Annotated in this window: 14 protein-coding genes; 5 read left to right on the forward strand and 9 right to left on the reverse strand. The window is 69.1% G+C overall.

All coding sequences use genetic code 11. From position 1 onward, the window contains the following. The first annotated feature begins 3 nt into the window (after positions 1–3). The gene (locus ACESK8_RS00185; protein WP_372966765.1) at positions 4–987 is read left to right on the forward strand and encodes a glycosyltransferase family 2 protein; all 984 of its coding nucleotides are present in this window, start codon (positions 4–6) and stop codon (positions 985–987) included. Positions 988–1,239: 252 nt separating this feature from the next. On the opposite strand, the gene ACESK8_RS00190 is transcribed toward ACESK8_RS00185, so the two are convergent. After that, on the reverse strand, positions 1,240–6,690 hold the full coding sequence (locus ACESK8_RS00190) for a PKD domain-containing protein (RefSeq protein ID WP_372966766.1): 5,451 nt from the start codon (positions 6,688–6,690) through the stop codon (positions 1,240–1,242). Positions 6,691–6,833: 143 nt separating this feature from the next. Continuing rightward, positions 6,834–7,856, reverse strand: a complete 1,023-nt coding sequence (locus ACESK8_RS00195; protein ID WP_372966767.1) for a glycosyltransferase family 4 protein — start codon at positions 7,854–7,856, stop codon at positions 6,834–6,836. Between the two features lie 59 nt (positions 7,857–7,915). Between ACESK8_RS00195 and ACESK8_RS00200 the strand changes: the two genes are divergently transcribed. Next, a complete protein-coding gene (locus ACESK8_RS00200) occupies positions 7,916–9,103 on the forward strand; it encodes a DUF1972 domain-containing protein (protein ID WP_372966768.1) in 1,188 nt (395 codons plus the stop codon). On the opposite strand, the gene ACESK8_RS00205 is transcribed toward ACESK8_RS00200, so the two are convergent. Next, positions 9,100–10,434, reverse strand: a complete 1,335-nt coding sequence (locus tag ACESK8_RS00205) for a hypothetical protein (protein WP_372966769.1) — start codon at positions 10,432–10,434, stop codon at positions 9,100–9,102. The genes ACESK8_RS00200 and ACESK8_RS00205 overlap by 4 nt on opposite strands. 5 nt (positions 10,435–10,439) lie before the next feature. Beyond that, positions 10,440–11,825, reverse strand: coding sequence for a polysaccharide biosynthesis tyrosine autokinase (locus tag ACESK8_RS00210; RefSeq protein WP_372966770.1), 1,386 nt, complete (start codon positions 11,823–11,825; stop codon positions 10,440–10,442). Positions 11,826–11,942: 117 nt separating this feature from the next. On the opposite strand from ACESK8_RS00210, the gene ACESK8_RS00215 reads away from it, so the two are divergent. Continuing rightward, positions 11,943–12,710 (forward strand): hypothetical protein, encoded by a 768-nt coding sequence (locus ACESK8_RS00215; RefSeq protein ID WP_372966771.1) that lies wholly within the window; start codon positions 11,943–11,945, stop codon positions 12,708–12,710. A gap of 32 nt (positions 12,711–12,742) precedes the next feature. On the opposite strand, the gene ACESK8_RS00220 is transcribed toward ACESK8_RS00215, so the two are convergent. From ACESK8_RS00220 to ACESK8_RS00240, 5 genes are all read right to left on the reverse strand, one after another. Then, positions 12,743–13,891 carry a glycosyltransferase gene (locus tag ACESK8_RS00220; RefSeq protein ID WP_372966772.1) on the reverse strand — a complete coding sequence of 383 codons (1,149 nt, stop codon included), beginning with the start codon at positions 13,889–13,891 and terminating at the stop codon, positions 12,743–12,745. A 92-nt stretch (positions 13,892–13,983) separates the two neighbouring features. After that, complete coding sequence (locus tag ACESK8_RS00225; RefSeq protein WP_372966773.1) at positions 13,984–16,689, reverse strand: right-handed parallel beta-helix repeat-containing protein; 2,706 nt, start codon at positions 16,687–16,689, stop codon at positions 13,984–13,986. Between the two features lie 164 nt (positions 16,690–16,853). Further along, positions 16,854–18,212, reverse strand: a complete 1,359-nt coding sequence (locus ACESK8_RS00230; RefSeq protein WP_372966774.1) for a phenylacetate--CoA ligase family protein — start codon at positions 18,210–18,212, stop codon at positions 16,854–16,856. Next, positions 18,209–19,270 (reverse strand): glycosyl transferase, encoded by a 1,062-nt coding sequence (locus ACESK8_RS00235; RefSeq protein WP_372966775.1) that lies wholly within the window; start codon positions 19,268–19,270, stop codon positions 18,209–18,211. Before ACESK8_RS00235 ends, ACESK8_RS00230 begins: the two co-directional genes overlap by 4 nt. Then, a complete protein-coding gene (locus ACESK8_RS00240; RefSeq protein WP_372966776.1) occupies positions 19,263–20,006 on the reverse strand; it encodes a CDP-alcohol phosphatidyltransferase family protein in 744 nt (247 codons plus the stop codon). Before ACESK8_RS00240 ends, ACESK8_RS00235 begins: the two co-directional genes overlap by 8 nt. 97 nt (positions 20,007–20,103) lie before the next feature. Here ACESK8_RS00240 and ACESK8_RS00245 point away from each other — a divergent pair, with 97 nt between their 5' ends. Both ACESK8_RS00245 and ACESK8_RS00250 read left to right on the forward strand, forming a co-directional pair. After that, on the forward strand, positions 20,104–21,036 hold the full coding sequence (locus ACESK8_RS00245; protein WP_372966777.1) for a glycosyltransferase family 2 protein: 933 nt from the start codon (positions 20,104–20,106) through the stop codon (positions 21,034–21,036). Between the two features lie 64 nt (positions 21,037–21,100). Further along, entirely contained in the window at positions 21,101–21,748 is a 648-nt protein-coding gene (locus ACESK8_RS00250) for a hypothetical protein (RefSeq protein ID WP_372966778.1), read from the forward strand. Positions 21,749–21,755 lie beyond the last annotated feature (7 nt).

A 21,755-nucleotide genomic window follows, 5' to 3' on the forward strand; every position in this document is an offset into this window, starting at 1 on the left:
CGAATGACTACCGCGTCGCGCTCCGCCGAGAGCCCTCCCGTTCTCGTCGCCGTCACGACGTTCCGTCGCACAGAGCTGCTTCCACCGCTCATCGCCGCCATCCGTGAGAACGCGGGAGCGGCGGGGGCCAGGCTCCGCATCGCCCTCGTCGACAACGATCCGCTTCGATCGGCGGAAGCGGAAGCCTCCGCTCTCGGTGTCGACTACGTCTCCGAGGCGACGCCGGGCATCGCAGCCGCACGGCAGGCAGCGCTCGACGCGGCGCGCGACGGTGAGCTCGTCGCGATGGTGGACGATGATGTGCTCCCCCAACCGGGATGGTTGGATGCGCTGCTTTCGGTCTGGTCGTCCGATCGGCCCGCAGTGGTGATGGGGTACGTCGACTACGTCTGGCCAGAGGGCACCGACCCGTGGATCATCGCCGGGGGGTTCATGCGGCGTCGACGTCGTACCACCGGGCAGCGCCTCGATGCACTGGCGACCGGGAATGTCCTCGTCGACGCGGCACAGGTACGCGAACTGGGCGTTCGCTTCGACACCAGCCTCGGTCTCGCCGGCGGCGAGGACATGTTGTTCGGGCGCGCGCTGCTCGCCGCCGGGGGCGCCATCGTCGCCTCGGCGGACTCCGTCGTCCGCGATGAGGTGCCGGTAACTCGCACGTCCCGCGAGTTCGTGCGGCGCCGGACGGTCTCCCAGGGACAGATGCGCACGACCCTGCTCACGCGGCATCCCTCCGCAGCTCGTCGTGTGGCACTGCGCGGGGCGCACCTCGTGGGCGGTGTCATCCGCCTGCTCGTCTTCTCCGCGAGGGGTATGGTCGCGCGCCTGCGCGGTGACATCGCCGCCCACGCGGTCCTACGCCGCCGCGCCTGGTTCGCCGAGGGACGAATCCTCGGCGCGCTCGGTCGCATCACACCCGAGTACGCGCGCGCTGCATCCAGCGCGGCGGGTGCATCCAGCGCGGCGGGCGCATCCAGCGCATCCTGACGACTCGACCACTCGCGCTCCGGGGCCCGTGGCTGCCCTGAACCACACGAAGTGGCGCGCCACCCCTGTCCCTCCTGGCGACCCGGGTCCGCCGTCACCGCCTCCGACCGGTTCGGACAGTTTCTCCTCTGCTCCGTCCTCGGGGCCACATGCCGTCCCTGGCCCGCCTCCTCGAGCATGCGCCCGCCCCCGGGGAGCATGCAGAAAAGGGGGCGCATGGCCGAAGCCACGCGCCCCCCTTCCGCGTGCAGATTACTGCGGGATCACAACCGCAAACCGCTCGAACGAGATCTTCGTCGTGGGATTCGTCGACGCTGAGCTGCTCGACGTCTTGATGCCCACGCCGCCGGCCGCCTGGAGGGCAGCCGTGGAATCCGTACCCTGCAACTGCCAGTTGGCGGGCTCCGTCTGCCCCTCGACCCACACCTTGGCGGCGATGGTCGTGGGGCTGGTTCCCGTGACGGACAACCGTGCGTGCAGCACCTGTCCGGCGGTGTACGTCGTCGGCAGCACGAAGCTGTTTCCGATCGCCGTCTCATCGCGGAGGATGTACACCCGCACGACGCCCGCCGGCTCCAGTCGCACCCTCGCCGAGTAGACGGAGGTGCCGACAGTGCGGCCGTGGAGTGTGATGCTGGTGGTGCCGCCAGCCGATGCGACATCGGAGGCGAAAGTCGCATCCAGCACCGCGCTGGTGCCCGAGACGGCCAGGCGGCCCTCTCTGGTCTGCGACGGCGCCAGCGAGATGGTGCCCTTTCCGGCCGCGACCGAGAAGGCGGCGTTCCCACCGGTCGTGGCCCAGGCGCCTCCGAGGTCGGACGCACCCCACCCACCGGTGACGGCACGATCGAACTCGTCGGTGGCCAGCGGCACGGGGTCACCCGGGTCGGGCGGGTCCACGACGGGAGCCGTCACCGTCACCGGCGCGGTGACGGCGTTGGTCTTGCCCTTGTCGTCGGTCACCGTGAGCGTCACGTTGTACGTACCTGCGGCGGCGTACGCGTGCGATGCGGTCGCGCCGGTCGCCGTCCCCCCGTCTCCGAAGGTCCAGGCGTACGAGGCGATCGTCCCGTCCGAGTCGGTCGACGTGCGACCGTCGACGTTCGCGGTCAGAGCGGAGACGGACGAGGTGAACGCGGCCGTGGGCGCCTGGTTGACGGGAGCCACGACGGCGCCCGTCACCACCTTGTAGTCGTCGATCGTGACGACGGTCGATACCGAGGAGACCGAGGACACGGCCATCTTCAGCCCGACGGAACCCGCCGCCTGCAGCGCAGCCGTCGTGTCGGTCGCCTGCAGCTGCGGGCTCGTCGGCTCCGTGGTGCCGGTGCGCCAGACCTTCAGCGCCAGGCTCGTCGGAGAGGTGCCTCGGACCGACAGGGCGATGGAGAGCTTCTCCCCCGCGGTGTAGTTGCCCGAGAGGAGCACGCTGTTGCCGATGGCGGTCTCGTTCCGGAGCAGGTACAGCCGGATCGCACCGGTCGCTTCGACCTTCACCCGGCCGGAGTACGTGTCGCTGCCGACCTGACGCCCGTTCACGGTGAAGTTGAATGCACCTCCGCTCGTCGCATTGCTCGAGGCGAGCGTGAGCGAGGTCACCGTGTTGGTCCCCGAGACTGCGGCGAGACGTGCTTCGCGTGTCGCCGCAGGTGCGAGCGCGAACTTGCCCACACCGTCGCCGACCGAGAAGGCTGCCGAGCCGCCCGTGGTGGTCCACGCGCCGCCGACATCTGCGCTGCCCCACGATGACGATGCGGTCCGCTCGAACGCGTCCTTCGCGATGACGTCTTCCGTCGCCGCCGGCGCGACGGTCACGGATGCCGTGACCTGGTGCGTCGCGCCGTCGTCGTCCGTCACCTTGAGGGTCACCGTGTAGGTGCCCGCCGCGACGTAGGTGTGGGTCGCCGTGGCGCCCGATCCCGTCGCACCGTCACCGAAGTTCCAGGCGTAGGCGGCGATCGTTCCGTCGCTGTCGCTGGATCCCGAGCCGTTCGCGGTGATCGACATGCCGTCCGCACCGCGGACCACATTCGCGACCGCCGTCGGCGCGACGTTCGCCGCTTCGACCGTGATCGACTTCGTGGTGGTGGCGGAGCCGCCGCGGTCGTCGGTCACCGTGAGCGACACCTCATAGGTGCCGGAGGCGGTGTACGTGTGCGCTGCCGTCGCTCCGGTGGCGGTCGCGCCGTCACCGAAGTTCCAGGCGTACGCGGCGATCGAGCCGTCGCTGTCCGCGCTGGTCGAGGCGTCGACCGAGAGAGCCAGGAAGTCCTTGCTCTCCGTGAAGGCCGCCGTCGGCACGACGTTCGGGTTCCGCGCGATGACCTCATGGCTGATCGACGAGGTGAGTGAACCGCCGTCGCGCACCGTCAGAGTCACCGTGTAGGTGCCCGCTGCGTCGTACACGTGGGTCGGGGCGACGCCCGTTCCCGTCTGCCCGTCACCGAAGTCCCAGGTGTATGCCGCGATGGGGCCTTCCTGGTCGGTCGAGGCGGAGGCGTCGAACGCGATCGAGAGATCCGTCGCCGCCGTGGTGAACTGCGCCACCGGGAGCTCGTTCGGCGTACCGGTCGAACCCAGCTGGTAGTGCTGCAGGACCTGGCTCGCCGTCAGCGGCGAGGCATAGACGGCCGGTTCGTCGAGCGAGCCGACCCAGAAGGGGTCGCCCTCCCACGTCGTGTCGCCCCCGAGCCGCCAGTAGCCGCTGTACTGATCGGCGGTCGCGACGCCGTTCGATGCGACCTCCGTGCCGTCGACGAACAGCTGCATGCCGTTCGCGGACTGCTGAGCCACCACGTGGTGCCACTGGCCGTCACGATAGGTGCTCGGGGCGGTCAACACCTGCGTGCCGCCGCTGTAGACACCGAACTTGAGCCGACCGGTCGAATCCATGTAGATGTGACGGTCGTAGTTGGCACTCGCGTTGGCGTTGTTGGAGTTGCTGTTGCCGAAGCCGATCAGCTTGCCCCCACCCGTGGACGTCGTCTTGAACCACGTCTCGATCGAGTACGTGCTCGGCGAGACGTACTGACGATCGCTGATCACGGTCTGACGGTTGTTCCAGGTGGAACCGAACTTCGACGACGTGAAGCGGATCGCCTTGTTGGTGGTCCCGGCGATCGCGCCGGTCTGGCCGCGCTGGATGGTGGCGGTGCCGTTGGTCTTGTATCCTCCGGTGCTCGCGTCCCGTCCGGCGTCCGCCGCGACGGTGCCCGTGGTCTCGTTGAGACGCCAGAAGAGGGTCGGATCGAGGTCGTACACGGCCTTGCCGTACGCGTCGGCGGGCGCTGCCGGCAACGCGGACGTGCGGCCCGAAGCCACCCAGTGCGCGTCGACATCGTTGCGCGAGATCGCCGTGGAGTAGACGGCGACGTCGGCGATGCGTCCGTTCAGGAAGTTCGAGGAGCCCGCAGAGGGCCAGCCGCCCTGGCTGTCACCGCCGACGCGCCAGTAACCGGTGTAGTCCTGTCCGGTCGTGGTGTCGGTACGCACGCCCACCCTCACGCCGTCCACGTACAGCACCATTCCGGCGGAGCTCATCGTGCCGACGACCTGGTGCCACGCACCGTCGTTGTAGCCGCTGTTGCTGGTGAGCGTGCGGGTTCCACCCGGGTACACGCCGAACGTGATCTGACCCGTGTTGCTCAGGTAGATGTGGCGGTCGTAGCTGCCGGAGACGCCGGTCGGGTTGTTCCCGAAGCCCACGATCTTGCCACCGCTGGTGCTGGTGGTCTGGAACCAGGCCTCGACGGAGAACGTGTTCGACGCCACTTCGGAAGACGACGACGCGGCCGTCCCCGTGGAGCCGTTGAACCCGGTGGACCCGGAGGTCTCTCCCTGTACCTGTCCGGGGAGGCCCCGGGTGGTGCCGCCGGCCAGCTTCAGATCATTGCCGGTGACCCAGTCGATCCCTGAAGTGCCGGTCGCCTCGTTGAGCGGCCAGTAGTACTTGGGAGCCGAGTCGAGGATCGCCGTGTTGTACGTGTTCGCGGTGCCGGAATCGGCGGCCGTGACGGGTGTCCAGTCGGAGGTCGTGGTGTTGCCGTTCGGGTCGGTGACCTTCACGCGGTACTCGTAGACCTGACCCGCAGTCACGGCGGTGTCGGAGTACATCATGCGCGGGCGCACCCAGAACGTCGAATCAGCCGTGGTCGAGTAGACGGGCTGCGCGATGTCGCGGCGGTAGACCTCGTAGGTGAGCTTGGCATTGTCCGCGTCGTAGTTCGCGGGCCAGGCCACACGCACCTGGCCGGCACGGAAGGACTGCGCGCTGATCTGATAGGCGCCGCCCTTGATGGTCGGTCCCACCTTGTTCGGTGCGGTGCCCGGCTTCGCGAAGCGGACCAGACCCTGCTGGGCCGTGCCGCTCACGGCGGTGAACTCTCCTCCGTAGACGAGGTAGTCCCCGCCTCCGGTGACCGACCACGCGGCCTGGTTCATGCCGGACACCGTTCCCGGCTGCCAGGTCGGGTACCAGTGCAGCAGACGCGCGGCAGGGTTGCCCGTGAAGCTGCGGTATCCGTAGATGTCGGGCGTGATCGTGCGGTTCGACGGGTTCTTGTCGAACGCGAGGGAGAAGTTGAAGTTCCACGGGTCGAGCTGCGGGAACTCGCCGATGTTGCCGCAATAGTGCGAGTGCGCCGCGGTATACAGGGCGCCGCCGGTCGGGTACACCGAATAGGTGTCGCCGTGGCAGTCCTCCATCCACACGATCGAGCCGTCGCTCCAGCTGGCGCGGAAGGCGCCCTCGAAGTCGTCCTCGGTCTTCGAGCCGCCGAAGTCGTAGCCGCTGCCGTACACGCTGTCGCCGTCAGAGGCGAGCGAGTAGATCGACGATGCGGTCCCCGCGTTGCGGACGACGTTGTTGATCGCCCAGGGCATGCTCGCGCCCGTGGTCGCGTCGAGCGCGGCCATGCCGCGTCCGGGGTTCGTCGATCCGTTGGTCGACGTGAAGGAGCCGGCGATGACGACCTTCGACTTGTCGGGCGACACCACGACGGCGCGCGCGCCGTAGCCGCCCGCCAGCACCGGGTTGAAGGCCTGCACCGCACCGGTCGAGGCGCTCAGCGCGGCGACACCCGTGCGGGTGGTGTTGTTGACGTTGGAGAACTCGCCCGTCACGTACACGGTCGTGTCGGTGGCGACGATGCCCTGGACGATCGTGTTCGTGCCGGGGGTCCAGTTGGCGATCAGCTGGCCGGTCGCCGTGTTGAACGCCGCGAGGCGGTAGCGGTTCTGACCGTCGACGGCGGTGAAGCCGCCGCCGATGTACAGGCGCGTGCCGTCGGGTGAGACGGCGGCGGCGAGTACCCGGCCGTTGACCTGCGGGTTGAACGACATGTCGAGCGCACCGGTGGCGATGTTGTACGCGAGCAGGTTGGAACGAGGCGTCTCGTTCGTCCCGGCCGCCGCCCCTGCCGGGCGCGCACTCGTGAACTGACCACCGGCGAAGACCTTGTTGCCGGCGACGGCCTGGGCCCAGACGATGCCGTTGATCTGCGTCGTCGGGAGCGCATCGGCGCTCACCGTGGCCGGCAGAGTCGGATCCGTCGGCGCGGTGTCCGCCTGCGCTGACGGCGCAGCGAGCACCGACCCCAGGAGCCCGATCACCAGAGTGGCGACGACCGCGATCGCGATACGGCGGAAAGATGATGATCGCGACGTGAAGTCATGATCGATTGAATCGAGTCGTTGGACTCGCATAGCGCCTCCCCATAGGCACTGCCGAAGAACGGCAAGCATGTTGGATTCCCCCGCGTCCCCCATAGACGCATCCGCGCCAAGACTAGCGCACGGAGTCCAGTCCCGCCACTACGACTTTCGGCCGATCACCTCGGAGGTGCGTGTCACTCCGCCGGAGCTCGCAGGATGGTGGCAAGGTGTGCGCACATCTCCTGCGTGGTGAAGCTCTGCTCGACCGTCCGGCGCCCCTCGCGCCCCATCGCATCCGCCCGGATCGGATCGTCCAGCAGGGCCAGCAGGCGGTGGGCCATCGCCTCGTCGTCACCGACGGGAACGAGATGGCCGGTGCGCCCCTCCGACACGTACTGGCCCATGCCCGGGGTGTCCGTGTTGACCACCGGGCGTCCCGTGGCCAGGGCTTCGAGCGTGACCGTCATGCCCGAGACATGCAGATTCGGACGGGTCGCGGTCGCGACCACGCTCGCGGTCGCATACAGCTCGCGCAGCTCGCCGTGCGTCATCCGCGGCACGATCTCGATGCCGTCCGGCACGCCTGAGGCTGAGCTCTGCACGATCAGCTCTGCGTCCGGTCGCGCATCGCGGACGCGTGCCAGAGCGCGGAAGAGCGTCTGGGGATCACGATCGCGATCGTTGCCGATGCTCACCACGCGAGGACGCGTGGGGTACGGACGCGCGGAGAAGAACTGCGCATCCACCCCGAACGGCACTGCGACGACGCGGGGACCGTTCGGACCGAACAGCGCACGCAGCGGAGCGACCTGTGCCTCGCTGAGCACCCAGAGCGCCTCCGCACGCCCGAGCACCTCGATGAGTCGAGCCGGGACCGTACCGCGCTCGACCATGTCGGTGAGCCAGATCACCCCGGAGATGAAACGAGCATGCGGTCGCATCACCTGCAGACGGAACGCGGCGTTCTCGTCCCATGTGAACGCGAGCCCGGGGCTCGGACGGCGTCCGATCCCCGCCCGCGCGCGCAGCCGAGCGACACGCCCCGGTGCCGGAAGATCGAGCACCTCGACCGCTCCGGACTCGCGCAGGCCGTCCAGGCCGTACGGCCACACGCTCGGGACCTCACCGCGCGCGTGGCGCTCCTGCCATGCGGTGACCGATTGCTCAGCGGGGAACCCCCACGACAGGGGACGGTCTGCTCTGCGCGGTGTCGACACCCCGCCAGGATAGCCGCGACCGAACCGACGCCGAGCCCCGGCTCAGGCATACTGATGCGATGCGCTCCGATTCGACCTCCTCGACGCCGACGCTCCGCATCGCCCTGATCGGCACTCGCGGGATCCCCGCCGCCTACGGCGGATTCGAGACCGCGGTGGAGGAGGTGGGACGCCGACTCGTCGACCGCGGCCACCGGGTCCTCGTCTACGGTCGGGACGCCGGCACTGTCGGCGACACCCATCTCGGGATGCGCAGGGTCACGCTCCCCGCCGTGCGTCAGAAGGCCCTCGAGACCCTGAGTCACACCGCCCTCTCCACGCTGCACGCGGTCACGAAGGCCCGCCCGGACGCCGCGTTCGTCTTCAACGCCGCGAACTCGCCGTTCCTCCCGCTCCTTCGGGCCCGCCGGATCCCGGTGGCGCTGCACATGGACGGACTCGAGTGGCGGCGATCGAAGTGGGGCTCCCGCGGCAAGGCCTACTACCGCTGGGCCGAGGCGTTCGGCGTGCAGACCGCCGACGCGATCATCTCCGACGCCCCGGGGATCGCCGACTACTACGACCACCAGTTCGACGTCCCCAGCGAGCTGATCCGCTACGGTGCCCCGCTCCTCGACGACGCGCCCGCGGACGGCATCGCACGCCTCGGTCTCGAACCCGGCGGGTACCACCTCGTCGTCGCGCGCTTCGAGCCCGAGAACCACGTGCGCGAGATCGTCGAGGGATACGCGGCGTCCGCGGCGCAGAAGCCGCTCGTCGTCGTCGGCTCGGCGCCGTATGCAGCCGAGTACACGGCCGCGATCGACCGCATCGCTGCGGCGGACGACCGCATCCGACTCCTCGGCGCCGTGTACGACCAGGAGCTCCTCGACGCGCTGTATCACCACGCGTACACCTATCTGCACGGGCACTCCGTCGGAGGCACGAACCCCTCGCTGCTGCGAGCGATGGGTGCGGGCACCGCCGTGGTCGCGTACGACGTCGTGTTCAACCGCGAAGTCCTCGACGGCAGTGGGTGGTACTTCGAGGGTCCCGCCGACGTGGCCCGAGCCGTCGACGCCGTCGAGGCCGATCCGACCGCCGTGACCTCGAACGCCGAGGCGATGCGTCGCCGCGCCGCCGAGGCGTTCTCGTGGGACGATGTCGCCGCCGCCTATGAGGAGCTCGCGATCCGCATCGCCCGGGGTGAGTCGATCCATCCCACCGCACGCCGTGCGCGGCGCGCGCAGAGCGACTGGCCGGGCTAGCCGACCTCCGTCGGGGCCTCGGCCCTCGGCTCCTCCCCCGTCCCGAGCAGACGCTCGCGGTGTCGGTGGATGTAGATCGAGTACGGGATGATCTGGCACACGATCAGCGCGAAGGAGACGCCGATCAGCGGACCCACGATGCCGAGGAGCGGGGTGAGCACCAGCGAGAGGATGATGCTCACGGTCGCCATCGCGAGGGTCGGCACGACCTGGAACCGGATCCCGGGCTTGTCCATGATGAACATCCCCAGCGGGTACACGGCGGCCGTCAGCATGATCATGCAGCCGAAGGCGAAGATGGTGAGCGTCCGCACCTCGAGCTCGCCCTGGGTGATGAACCCGAAGAGCCACGGCGAGACCCACCACACCAGGAAGGTGGCCGCAGCGATCGCGCCCGCGAAGATCAGCGACAGCAGGAACGGTCCGCGACGCAGTTCTCCCTTGTGCCGCAGTCGGGCGAACTGCGGCCACAGCGCGACACCGGCGGCCATCACCAGACCGTTGAGCGCGAAGAAGACCTGGCCGGCGACCCCGTACTCGGCCACATCGGTCGGCGTGCCGAACTGCGCGAGCACGTAGCGCTGAGATCCCACGGCGATCGGATAGGTCACCATCTGGGCGAGCATCGGCCAGCCGACATCCATCACCCTGACACCGCGCACGCTGCGGAAACGCAGCAGCATCCGGAGCGCATCGGGGATCAGCGGGGCGGTCGATCGTGTGACGAGCGCGAAGCCGACGATCGCCGAGAACAGGGACGCCCCATACGACGCGATGGCCAGATACGAGTCGAAGTCCCGACCTCCGAACGTCAGCATCAGCCACACGCCCCCGAGCGTCACGGGCGAGATCATGCCCTGGACGAGGATCACGATGTGGTTGCGGCGCTGTCCGAGGAGGATGCGGAACCAGACGCCGAGAGTGATCGACAGGCTGAACAGAGTGACGCAGAGGAACGCCGCGAGCGCTGCACCGGGAATCGCACCCGCGTCTCCGAACAGAGCCCGCCAGCCGCCCGTCACGAGCAGCACGGTGTTGATCAGCATCAGCCCGGTGGCGAACATCAGCAGCACCCGGCCCACGGACGTGATCTGCAGACGGAGCCTGCGATCCGTCCGGATGTCGTCGCTGGTCGCGACGGCGTTGACCAGGACGGCCCCGCTGCCCAGATCGGTGAAGGTCAAAAGGGACGGGATCGTGATCAGCAGCGAATAGAGCGCATAGTGCTGGATGTCGGTCTCACCGAGGATCATGCGGGTGGTGATCACTCCGCAGACGAGCGAGATCACCATCGTCAGCGCCCGAGCGCCGAGGGCGAGAAGCGAGTTCACGACGACTACCGGAGCGCGCCGCGACGCAGGAGCCGCGGACCCAGGCCCTTGGCGCGTTCGTCCGTGTAATACGGGTTCTTCGCCGCGCCTCGCACGCCGTTGAGCACGATACCGAGCACCGGAGTCCTGGTGGACTCGAGGGAGGTGAGCGCTCGCGTCAGATCTGCGCCCTTCGTCCGGTTCGAGCGCACCACGAACAGCGTGCCGTCAGCCATCGTCGACAGCCACAGGGCATCACTCACCGACAGCACGGGCGCCGTGTCGATGATGACGTAGTCGTAGGACTCGCGCGCCTCCTCGACGACCCGGTGAAGGCCCCCGCTGGAGAGCAGCTGCCCGGGGTTCGGCGGTTGAGCGCCGGCGGTCAGGATGTCGAGCCCGGGGCGTCCCCACTGCTGGACGGCGTCGGCGAGCTCCGCATCGCCGATGAGGACCGTCGTGAGGCCGACGGCGCCTTCGAGCTGGGTGTACCTGGCGGTGCTCGGCCGGCGGAGGTCGGCTTCGATGAAGAGCACGGAACGGCCGCCCTCGGCGAGCGTGATGGCAAGGCCGAGGCTCACCGACGACTTGCCCTCCTGCGCGGAGCACGAGGTGACCAGGATCACGCGCCGGTGCTTGTCGACCTCGACGAACTTGAGACTCGCCGCGACCTGACGCATCGCCTCCGCCACCCGTCCGTCCGGCTGCGATCGGATGACTCGGGCGATGGCCTGCTTGTCGGCGGCCTCGGGGATCTCGCCCAGCAGCGCGACCTCTGTGACCTCGCTCAGAGACCGCGCAGTGGTGATCCTCGTTGCCAGGCGGCGGCGGAGGATGGCGAACACCACACCGGCCACGAACCCGGCGCCGGCGCCGAGGATCACGTTGTTGCGCGTGTTCGGCGACACCGGGACGGTGGGCGTACGGGCCGGCGAGATGGTCTCGATGCGCACCGCGGGCTCGCCGTCGGCACTCGTCGGCGAGACGTTCCGGACTGCTTCGGCGAGTTCCTGCGCGATCGCGTTGGCGGTGTCACTCGCGCTCTCGCCGTCGGCGTCCGTGACGCCGATCTCGATCACGACGGTGTTGAGGGGCACGTTGACGTCGATCCGCCGGGCGAGCCGGTTGGGCGTCTCATCCAGACCCAGCTCCTCGATGACCGGGTCGAGCACGGTGGGAGAGCTCACCAGCAGCGTGTAGGTCTGGACCAGGCTCTGCACGTAGTTCGACCCCTGGAGCAGCTCGCTCGTGTTCTCGCCTCGAGTGGGGATGACCATGACCTGGGACTCGGCACGGTACTCGGGATCGACGAACTGCGAGTAGGCGTATGCGGATCCGCCACCGACCAGGGTCAGGAGGACGATCACGATCCACTGGCTCTTCAGCGATTGGAAGTAGTCCTGCAGTGTCATGTGTCCCCGTATCCCCTCGACACAACGCGACGCGACGTCGCGAGATGCGTCATCCGCACCATTATCGCCTATGTTTGAGGATCGAACCGGAGTCGACGGTTCCACGAGGGGGAACTTGTGACTGACAGACTGATCTTCGTCTGCGAAGCCAACGTGTGCCGATCGCCGTTGATGGAGATCGTGATGCGTGCGCAGCCCGGCATGAGCGACTGGCACATCTCGAGTGCCGGCACCCGCGTGGGTCCCGGCGGGCTGGAGATCTGCCAGGTCTCGGCATCCATCGCCGACGCCGAGTCGGGGAACACCGCGAAGCAGAAGCGGGCGCATCGCTCAGAGGCGCTGGATGCGGATACGCTCCGCAGCGCAGACCTCATCCTCACCGCGAGTCGTGCGGAGCGCTCCGCCGTCGCCGCGCTCGTCCCCGAGGTGCGCTCTCGCATGTTCACGCTGCGCGAGGCCGTCCACCTCGGCGCGGAGCCGGTGCCGGAGCGAGAGCTCGAGCTCCAGGCCCAGTTCCGTTCCGATGCGGAAGATCTGCGCGGAGTGCGCCGCTATGCACAGGCGCTGCACGCGCGACGCGGCTTCGTCACACTGCCCGCTGCCCGTCGAACCCTGTTCGGCGCTCGACGCCGCAACCCGTACGACATCGCCGACGCGCACCACGGGTCGGACCGCGAGCATGAGGCGATGCTGCGGGCCACCGTCCAGGACGTGAAGCACTTCCACGGACAGCTCGACAGGTTCCTGGACGGCGCGCTGTCGTCGACGGAGGCGGCACCGCAGACCCCGGCGGAGACGGCGGAATCGGCGTCGAACGAGCGTCCGGGAACCGCCTCGAACACCGCGACGAAGACCAAGACCAAAGCCAAGGCCAAGACGGCCTGACCCGACGGTCCGCGCCGACCCCGAGCCCTCGATCAGCCGCGCGCTGCGCTCTGCATGAACTCCGCGACGGACCGCCGGTAGGCCTCGGGAGCGAACCGGCGGACGGCGGCACTCCGGTCGGCCTCCGCTCGGGCGACGAATGTCGACCAGTCGTCGACGATGCGCACGAGCGCCTCGGCCAGCTGATGGGCGTCGCCGCCTTCGACGAAGAGGGCGGAGTCGTACTCGCCGACCGCCTCCCGCAGCCCCGGGATGTCGCTCACCACGACCGGGCGCGCCGCGAGGATCCCCTCCACGGCCGTGTTCCCGAACGATTCGTCCTGACGGGACGGCACCACGATCGCGTCGGCGTCGGCGAGCACCGGCCAGATGTCGGCACGGAATCCGTGGTGGACCACATGGTCCTGGAGGCCATGTGCGGCGATCTGCGCCGTGAGCTCGTGGCCGAACGCCTCGTTGCCGGCGAAGACCGCTCCGATCAGCTGAAGGGTCGCGTCCACCCCGCGTTCCCGCAGCATCGCCACGGCCTCGAGGGCGACGTCCGGTCCCTTGCGGTGCGAGATCCTGCCGACATAGACGACGCGGAAGCCGTCGAGACGTACGCGCGCCGAGGGCACGTCGGTCGGGGAGGCGACCCCGTTCGGGATCACCGTCGACCGACGGGCGAGGGCCGGGATGCTGTCCCCCACCGTGCGCAGCGTGAACTCGCTGTTGACGATCAGCCGATGCGACGCCAGATGCGGCGCGTAGAGCACCAGGTTCACGACACGGGCGGCCGAGGCCTCGGCCTCATGCACGTGCGTGACGGTGGGCACTCGCAGAAGCCGGCCGATCACGGGCCACAGCGGCAGGACGATCGTGCTGACGTAGAGGGCGCGGGGACGCAGGCGCCGCACGATCGTGACGGCCGCGACGCTGCCTCGGATCACATCGCGCACCGTGCGCAGCCAGTTGCGGGGCCGGAGTGCGGACTTGCGCAGCACGAAGGTCGGGGGGATGAGCACCTCCACGCCCGCGGCCTGGAGACGCGGAACCAGCGGTCCGCTCTCGGGCAGTGCGACCACGACACGCTCCCCTGCCTGCCGAAGCCCGATCGCGCTCTCCAGCAGCATCCGGTCGGAGCCGAACAGCTCCCACCCCGCATGGACGAGGAGGAAGGGGGCTCGTGTGTCTTGGGTCACGCCTCCATTGTGCCCGCTGACGGAGCGTCGTCGGCCCCGGACGCGATCCGCCCGCCGCCGCCCCGGAGGACGACGACGGGCGGATGGACGGTTCAGCGACCGCTGCCGAGGAACTCGATCCCTGCCGCGACCCCGAGCAGCGTCGCCACTCGGGAGCTGAGCGGGACGGCGACCGAGGCATTGGCCTTGATCTCCTCCGTCATGGACCCGAAGGGCTCAGGGCGTGCGGTCATGGCATTCACCCACGTCCGGTTCTTCGCCGCCGCCAGCGCCTGCGGGGTCTGGAACGTCTCGTAGACATCACCCGAACCGCCCCAGGTCACCATCGAGGGCCCGCCGGTCGAACTGCTGAACAGGTTCCCCGTGATGCTGAGGTTCCAGGTGTCGACTGCTCGCCCCGTCGCGGTGTCATGCGCGAAGATCGCTCGAGGTCCGCCCGCTCCGAACACGTTGTTGTTGATCGAGATGTTGCGCGTGATCCAGGTGACCGTAGGATCGACCCCGCTCACACGCGGGTCACGGCCCACCCGATGAGTAGCCTGTCTCCGCTCGTCCTGCATCAGGTTGATGTCATGGCGCGAGTTGTTGCCGAGGTCGTTGTTGGTGATCAGCACGTTCTCGCTGTCGAAGATCCGGATGCCCTCCTTGTTGTCGAAGGTCTGGCTGCGGGCGATCGTCACCTGCGACGAGAGCTCGGCGTGGATGCCGATCTCCGTGTTGTCGTTGGAGGTGACATCGACGATCTTCACATCGAAGCAGGACTCGTCGAACCAGGTGCCGCTGCCGACGTTCCGGCTCGTGTCGACGTTGCTCATCAGAACCCCCCGCGAGCGCGTGACCTTGATCCCGCCCGCGACCGGGGCGCCGTTGAAGCGCTCCACGTTGTTGTCGGTGAACAGCGAGTCGGTGACGGTCGAGTTGTACGCGGTGGTGAGCGAGAACCCCAGCAGACCGTTGCGACGGATGGTGAGGTTGTCGACGGTCGCCCTGTCGTTCCCGACGAAGAGACCGATCGTGGCGTTGTCCTCGATCACGAGGTCGCGCAGCACGGTTCCGACGTTGTGCATGCGCACGGTGCCGAGCACGTCGTACGAGGTCGCGTAGCGACGCACGCCGAAGCCACGCAGCACCGAGTTCGCCGACTGCACGTTCAGCGCCTGCGGGAGATCGCTGACGCGCACCTGGCGGCCTGCCGGGTTGGTACCCAGGATCAGGCGATCCGAGGCGTAGTCCACCGCGAAGGTGCCTGCGACGACCTGCGAGGCGGACGCCACCTGCTTCTGAGCGACGCCGTCGATGAACAGCATGTCCGGACGGTTCGCCGTGGGGTACTTCGGGTCGACGAACCAGCTCGCGTTGCCGTTGAGCATGTCGCTGCTGAACTCGGCCGTCCATCCGCCGCTCACCCAGGTGGACCCGGACTGACTCCACGAGGAGACCCTCGTCGAGCCGTCGAACCACACGGCCTCACCGGGATACGCCTGGATCGTGAGCGTCTTGCTGAAGGGCACGTTGACGGACTCGTGATACTCGCCTCGGCGGATGACGATCGTCGACCCGGCGGGCGAGGCGTTGACGGCGGCCTGGACGGTGCGGAACGGTGTCTCGGCGCGGCCGTTCTGAGTGCCTGACGTCGAGGCGCCGTTCACGAACACGGCTCCCTGGGGTACCGGATACGACGCGGTGCCGACGGTCGCGGACCCACGGGTCGACGTGTTCGGCTGCTCCGGCTGCTCCGGCTCCGTCGGCGGCTGCTCCGGCTCCGTGGGCGGCTGCTCGGGCTCCGTGGGCGGCTGCTCCGGCTCCGTCGGCGGCTGCTCCGGCTCGGTCGGCACGGTCGGCTCCTCGCCGCTCAGCGGCGTGGTGGCGACCAGAGCGGTGAGCGAGTCCAGCTGGAGCACGGTCTGGCCCTTGGCGCTGCTGGACGCGTAGCCCCACACCGCGAGTCCTCCGGCGGCGGACAGCCGCTCACTCGATCGATCTGTCGCCGTGAGCTGGGGCGCTCCCGGCTTCTCGCCTCTCGGGGTCAGCCGCGCCTCGAACACGACGGCGTCGGTGCCGGTCACGCTCGCATCGAACGTGACCCACGAGTCGCCGAGCAGGCTCGTCGGAAGCAGGACCGACTTCAGCTCGGTGTCGACACGGCCCTTGCTCCGCACGACAGACAGCTGCGGCCGCCCGTCGGCGTCGCTGAAGACGCGCACCCGATAGGACGATCCGTCGCTCTGCACGCGGGTGGTGAACGCGTAGTAGCTGCGCCCGCCGCTCTCGGTGAGTCGGATGTCGGCCGAGATCCTCACGTCGTCGGCGCTCACCGCACGAGGGGTCAGGTACGCGGACTCGCCAGGATCGAGAGCGATCGCGGCTGCCTCGCCGTCGACGCTCGCCACGGTCGTGCGCGAGGACCAGGACGAGTAGGCGAGGCCGTTGTCGGAGCGCCCCCATCCTGCGGTCGCGTCACGGGAGAAGTCGTCGTCGAGCAGCACGACCGGTGCGGTCGCCGCGGCCGCACGCTGTTCGCCGGCGGCAGCATCGGCTGAACCGTCCGGCGCCGCCGCGTCGACAGGCGACTCGGTCGTCCGCTCGGCGTCATCGGCGGGGGCGGTCGGTGCCGGCGCGTCGGTCGGGGGCGCAGTCGCGGCCGGTGTGGATGTCGGATCGGGGTCTGGCGTCTCAGCCGCCTGAGCGGGGGCGCCGATAAGGCCGACCAGCAGGGCGCCGGCGGCGATGGCCGCGGTCGTTCCCGCGGCGATCTGATGGGAGGGGTGGGGTCGGGTAAATGTATGTCGCAAACGCAACAGCTTGTCTCCTTGGGGTTTCAGCCCGCGTACACCGCGCCCCTCCAGCTAGCCCCCTCCGGGCGAGATGGTGTGCAGTTTCGGTACGCACCGCCTACCCGGAGGGCGACGGCCAGAGCCAGTCTATACGGAGACGGCGCGTCGATCGTTGTGAAACCGAGATATTACGTAGGATCCGCCGCCGGAGCATCCCCCGACGGCGCGGGGACGGCGCTGCGGATGAACCGCATCTTGCCGCCGACCTGCGGGATGCCGTCGACCAGCTCGACGGTCACCGGCACGAGGCCCTTCGTCGCGAAACGCAGTCGTGCCGCCGCGGCGTCGATGCCCCGCTGTGCGTCCGGCGCGTCGCTCGGGATGCACCTCAACGTCACCGAGTAGTCCGCCTCCTGGACGATCTCGAACTGCCGGATCGAGAGAGGCGAATCGTCGAAGATGTGCCCCAGAGCGCCGGCGATCGTGGTGCCGTCCGGCAGACGGACGGCGTCGGAGGAGCGGCCGGAGATGGCGCCGAGTCGCGGCAGGCCTCGTCCGCAGGCGCACGCCCCGGGAAGGATCCGACTGATGTCCCCCAGCCGGTATCGCACGATCGGGAAGACTCGATTGGTCAGGTCGCTCACGATGACCTCGCCCTCGGTGCCGTCCGGAACCACCGAGTCGTCGGCGTCGACGATCTCGATCCGGCGGGCGTCGGCGAACACGTGCAAGCCCGTCTGGTGCGCGCATTCGCCGGCCATCCACGGGATCTCCGCCGACCGGTAGTGGTCGAAGCAGGGCGCTCCGAACGCCGACTCGATCTCGGCCCGAGTGCCGGCGGTGAGCGGCGCGGCCGTCACCGCGACCGCCCGCGGAGGGGTCACCGAGAGGCCCAGCCGCTGCATCCTGCGCACGGTGTCGAGCACTCCCCCTCCATAGCCGATCAGGAATCGGGGTCGCACCCGGTTCCAGGCCTTCGTGAAGTCGATGACGGCCTGATCGGTGATCTGGAAGGCGTCGAGCTGGACACGCCGCGAGGGCAGCCAGCCGACGTCGTGCCGCAGCCGGGCGGCGCCGGTGAGAACGTGGCGCGTCACGATGCCGCGGTCGTCCCAGGGCCTGACACCCCACCACTGGAACAGACGCCACTCGAGCGCCCTGGCCGGGAATCGCAGGTCGCGCAGCAGGTGCAGGGGCAGGCCCGTGCTCCCCCCGGTCTTCGACACCATGCTGGTGCGGTCGTTCGCCTCATCGGTGCGGATGCTGTCGAAGTTCTCCCGCAGCATCGCCTTGTCGACGATCGGAAGCGCCGAGAACGACGCCGGGTCCTCTAGCTCTGCCGCCGTGAAGCCGTGCGACGAGTACAGGTCCCGATAGAACGCGCTGTGCTCGAAGGCGAACCGCGCATGTGCGGCGGAGCGCTGCGCGGACACCTCCGCGATCGCGGCGCCGTCGAGAGCGTCCATCGCCAGGAACTCGCGGTACGCGTCGAGGCTGCTCCGGCCGCCCAGTGCCGTCTTCAGCCGGAACGCCGCCTCGCGCATCATGCGCGCGCCCCCGTGCTTCCGCGCGGCGTGCGTCGTGCACGGCGATCGCGGAGCGCGGCACGATAGGCGCGGGCATGAGCGGAACCGGCGTCGGCCCACTCGCGCCGGGACAGATCAGGGCGCGCTGCCCCGTCGATGCTCCGCACCGCGTACAGGGTGTCCAGGAGGCGCCGACCGTCGAGCTCGTCGTCGTACATCTGCACCCACTCCGCCCCCACCTCGGCGGCGAGCGCCTCGTTCGGGGCGTTGCGCGGCACGAGCACGGCACGATCGAGGGAGAGCGCGGCGAGCACGCTGCCCGAGTTGTGCATGAAGCGGTAGGCGAGGACGACCAGCTCGGACGAGGTGACCAGGTCCACGAGCTCGTCGTCGCTCAGGAACTCGAGCTGCAGGGTCACGCCCGGAAGGCCGGCGACCCGTGCCCGCAGATCCTCGGCGAGCTCCGCGCTGGAGGCCTTTCCGCCGATCACCATGCTGATGGAGGCATCCATCTCGACGGCCTGCGCGTAGGCGTCGACGAATCCCGAGACGCCCTTGTAGCGACGGACGCCGCCGAAGGTGCCCAGCCGGCCGGGGACCGGTGCCGCGTCGGCGGCGGGCCGGTACCAATCACGGTAGTGACCGTGCAGGATCAGAGACTGCGCGGTGCCTGCCGGCAGCGGGGTCGTCTCGTTCAGGACGATGCGGTGATCCGCCTGCCGATCGATGCGTCGCAGCAGCCACAGCCGCGCGGCGTTGTCGTCGGGCAGCTCCAGGTTGTGCACCGTGCGGACGACGGCGATACGACGGTCGAGCGTGTGCCGCAGAGCGAGCAGCGAGGCGAGGACGTACTTGCCGACGGACGACACGGCGCTGCCGCCGTGCAGCTTGACCTCCGGCCAGTGCCAGTGGAAGACGTCGTACCTGCCGAACAGCGCACCCCGCCACGAGAAACGCAGGTGCTCCACCTCGCTCGAGGCGGCGAGCGCGGCGTCGAGCATGGTGATGTACGGATTCGTGGTGACGCGCGGCGCTCCGAACGACTGCATCACTCGGAGCGGTCTGGCGGAGTCAGCCATGGCTGTCCAATCCTCGGATCGAGCGGTACCAGCGAAGCGCGGCGAGACACAGCATGAGAGCGTTGACCGCCGCCAGCGCCGTGTAGACGAACATGAATCCGGGCTGCCACCACAGCAGGACGAACGAGAGGCTGAGGAAGCCGTAGTCGGTGGGGATCACGGCGATGGAGTAGAGCGAACCCGATCGCCAGGCCTCGCGGGGGGCCTCGTCCGTCGCCACGGGGGACTGCAGCCGATGGATCCGGCGGAGGAAGTCGGCGGCCATGATCCCGAAGAAGAACGTGTTGGCGATCGCGGCGAACGCGAGCGGCACCAGCAGCCAGATGTCGTCGATCTCGTAGAACCGGAACCAGCACACGAGCACCGCGAGATGGATGGTGGCCAGCTTCAGCGAATCGAAGAAGTGATCCAGCCACTCGCCGGCGAGCGACCCGGTGCCCGTGAGGCGCGCGAGCTGTCCGTCGGCGGAGTCGAGGGCATAGCCGAGCACGAGCAGAGCGGCCACGGCGATCGACGACCACACCGTCGGCGTGAGCAGGGCGATCAGCGCGACGCCTGTCAGGGTGCACAGCGCACTGACCATCGTGACCTGGGTCGGGGTCATCTTCAGGACGTACGCGGTGGCCGCGAGCGGTCTGCCGAGCGGTCGATTGACGTAGCGCGAATACGCAGCCGCGCCTTTCGACGACTTCTGCGCCTGCTTCAGCCGCGACATGGCGGCTCGGATCTCTGACACGACAACTCCCCCAGGCGGCGCCGAAATGTAGCCTTCACTATATCGACAGGGCCTTCCGCGCGGAGGGTGGATCCGTCGCGACCTGGGAGGACCACCGATGAGCACGTCTCGTGCACTGGGGATCATCGTCGTCAACTACGGCTCGTCGCAGCTGCTGGAGAAGAATCTGACGGCGACGGCGAGGGCGGTGCCGACCGCGTCGATCGTCGTCGTCGACAACTTCTCCAGCGCGCAGGAGCGCGACCGCGTCGAGGTGCTGTGCGCCGCGCAGGGGTGGCGATTGGTCGCCATGCCCGACAACGCGGGCTTCGGCGGCGGCGTGAACGCGGGCGCCCTGGTCGCGTTCGGCGACCTCGGGGTCACCGACATCCTCCTGCTGAATCCGGACGCCCACATCGATGCGGCATCGATCGACGCCCTCGCCGACGCGACCGCCGACGGCATGACCCTCGCGTCACCGCGCGTCGAGGACGAGCACGGCCGCACCTGGTTCGCCGGGATGGACGTCTACCTCGCCGACGGCTCGATGGGCGGCCCTCGGCGGCGGCGCGAGCAGCCGGACGCGGAGCGGATGCCGTGGCTGAGCGGTGCCTGCCTGTGGTTCTCCCGCCGGCTGTGGGACAGCGTCGGCGGATTCCACGACGCGTACTTCCTGTACTGGGAGGACGTCGACATCTCGGTGCGGGCGAGCCGGGCCGGCGCACGGCTGGTCGTCGTGGAGGGCGCCCTCGCCGTGCATGACGAGGGCGGCACGCACCGATCGGCCTCGCAGCGGCCCGAGGAGAAATCCGAGCTGTACTACTACTACAACATCCGCAATCGACTCCTGTTCGCGGGCCTGCTGCTGGAGCCCGAGGATGCCGAGGCGTGGTCGCGCTCCGCCGCACGCAACGCGTGGCAGGTGCTGCTGCGTGGCGGTCGGCGGCAGTTCCTCCGTCCGCTGCCGCCCCTGCGAGCCGCGTGGCGAGGTGTTCGCGACGGGAAGCGCCTGTTGACGACCGCTCGATCGGGTTCAGGCACTTCGGTCTAAACTCTGATCACGCCACTCGTGTCGACGGGTGGCGCCGCGCGGTATCGGTCATGGGGGTCACACGGTGGATGCACACGAGGGATCGGAGTCCACTCGTCGTCGAGGGTGGATCGCACTGTCTGTGCTCGTCGCCGTGATCGTCCTGGCCGTCGTGGCCGCATTCGTCGTGCCGCCGCTGCTCTCGGGCGGAGGAGGCACCGCGCCGTCGCCGTCGTCGACGCCGACCGTGCCGCCGCGCGACATCGTGAGCCCCGACGCGCCGCGAGCGACGCAGACGCCGACTCCCGCCCCCACGGAGAGCGAGGGCGCCTTCCCCGAGCTGTCGCCGGTGGCTCCCGACGCCACGATCGTCGCCGACGACGGCATCGAGCTCTCTCTGTCGAGCCTCCAGGCCGTGCAGGGCGAGGCGACGTCGGCCGGAGAGACCTCCGGCCCCGCGATCCGGGCCACGGTGCTCGTCGTGAACACCGGGAAGGAGCCTCTGGACCTCGAGTACGTCACGGTAAACGCGTACTCCGGCAAGGATCGCGCTCCCGCCGGCACGCTCACCCAGCCGGGCGGCGCTCCCTTCGAGGGCACCCTCGCACCCGGAGAATCCGCCGAGGGCACCTACCTGTTCTCCGTCGCCGAAGCCGATCGAGAAGACGTCACCATCACCGTGGACTACCTGTTCGGCGCGCGGACCGCCGTGTTCCGCGGGGACCTGCGCTGATCCTGAG

Source organism: Microbacterium sp. (assembly GCF_041641055.1).
Classification (GTDB): Bacteria; Actinomycetota; Actinomycetes; order Actinomycetales; family Microbacteriaceae; genus Microbacterium.

Coding starts and splice junctions, on each gene's coding strand:
- ACESK8_RS00200 (WP_372966768.1), top strand. CDS start 7,916: ATGCGCTCCGATTCGACCTCCTCGACGCCGACGCTCCGCATCGCCCTG.
- ACESK8_RS00185 (WP_372966765.1), top strand. CDS start 4: ATGACTACCGCGTCGCGCTCCGCCGAGAGCCCTCCCGTTCTCGTCGCC.
- ACESK8_RS00210 (WP_372966770.1), bottom strand. CDS start 11,825: ATGACACTGCAGGACTACTTCCAATCGCTGAAGAGCCAGTGGATCGTG.
- ACESK8_RS00245 (WP_372966777.1), top strand. CDS start 20,104: ATGAGCACGTCTCGTGCACTGGGGATCATCGTCGTCAACTACGGCTCG.
- ACESK8_RS00230 (WP_372966774.1), bottom strand. CDS start 18,212: ATGATGCGCGAGGCGGCGTTCCGGCTGAAGACGGCACTGGGCGGCCGG.
- ACESK8_RS00190 (WP_372966766.1), bottom strand. CDS start 6,690: ATGCGAGTCCAACGACTCGATTCAATCGATCATGACTTCACGTCGCGA.
- ACESK8_RS00235 (WP_372966775.1), bottom strand. CDS start 19,270: ATGGCTGACTCCGCCAGACCGCTCCGAGTGATGCAGTCGTTCGGAGCG.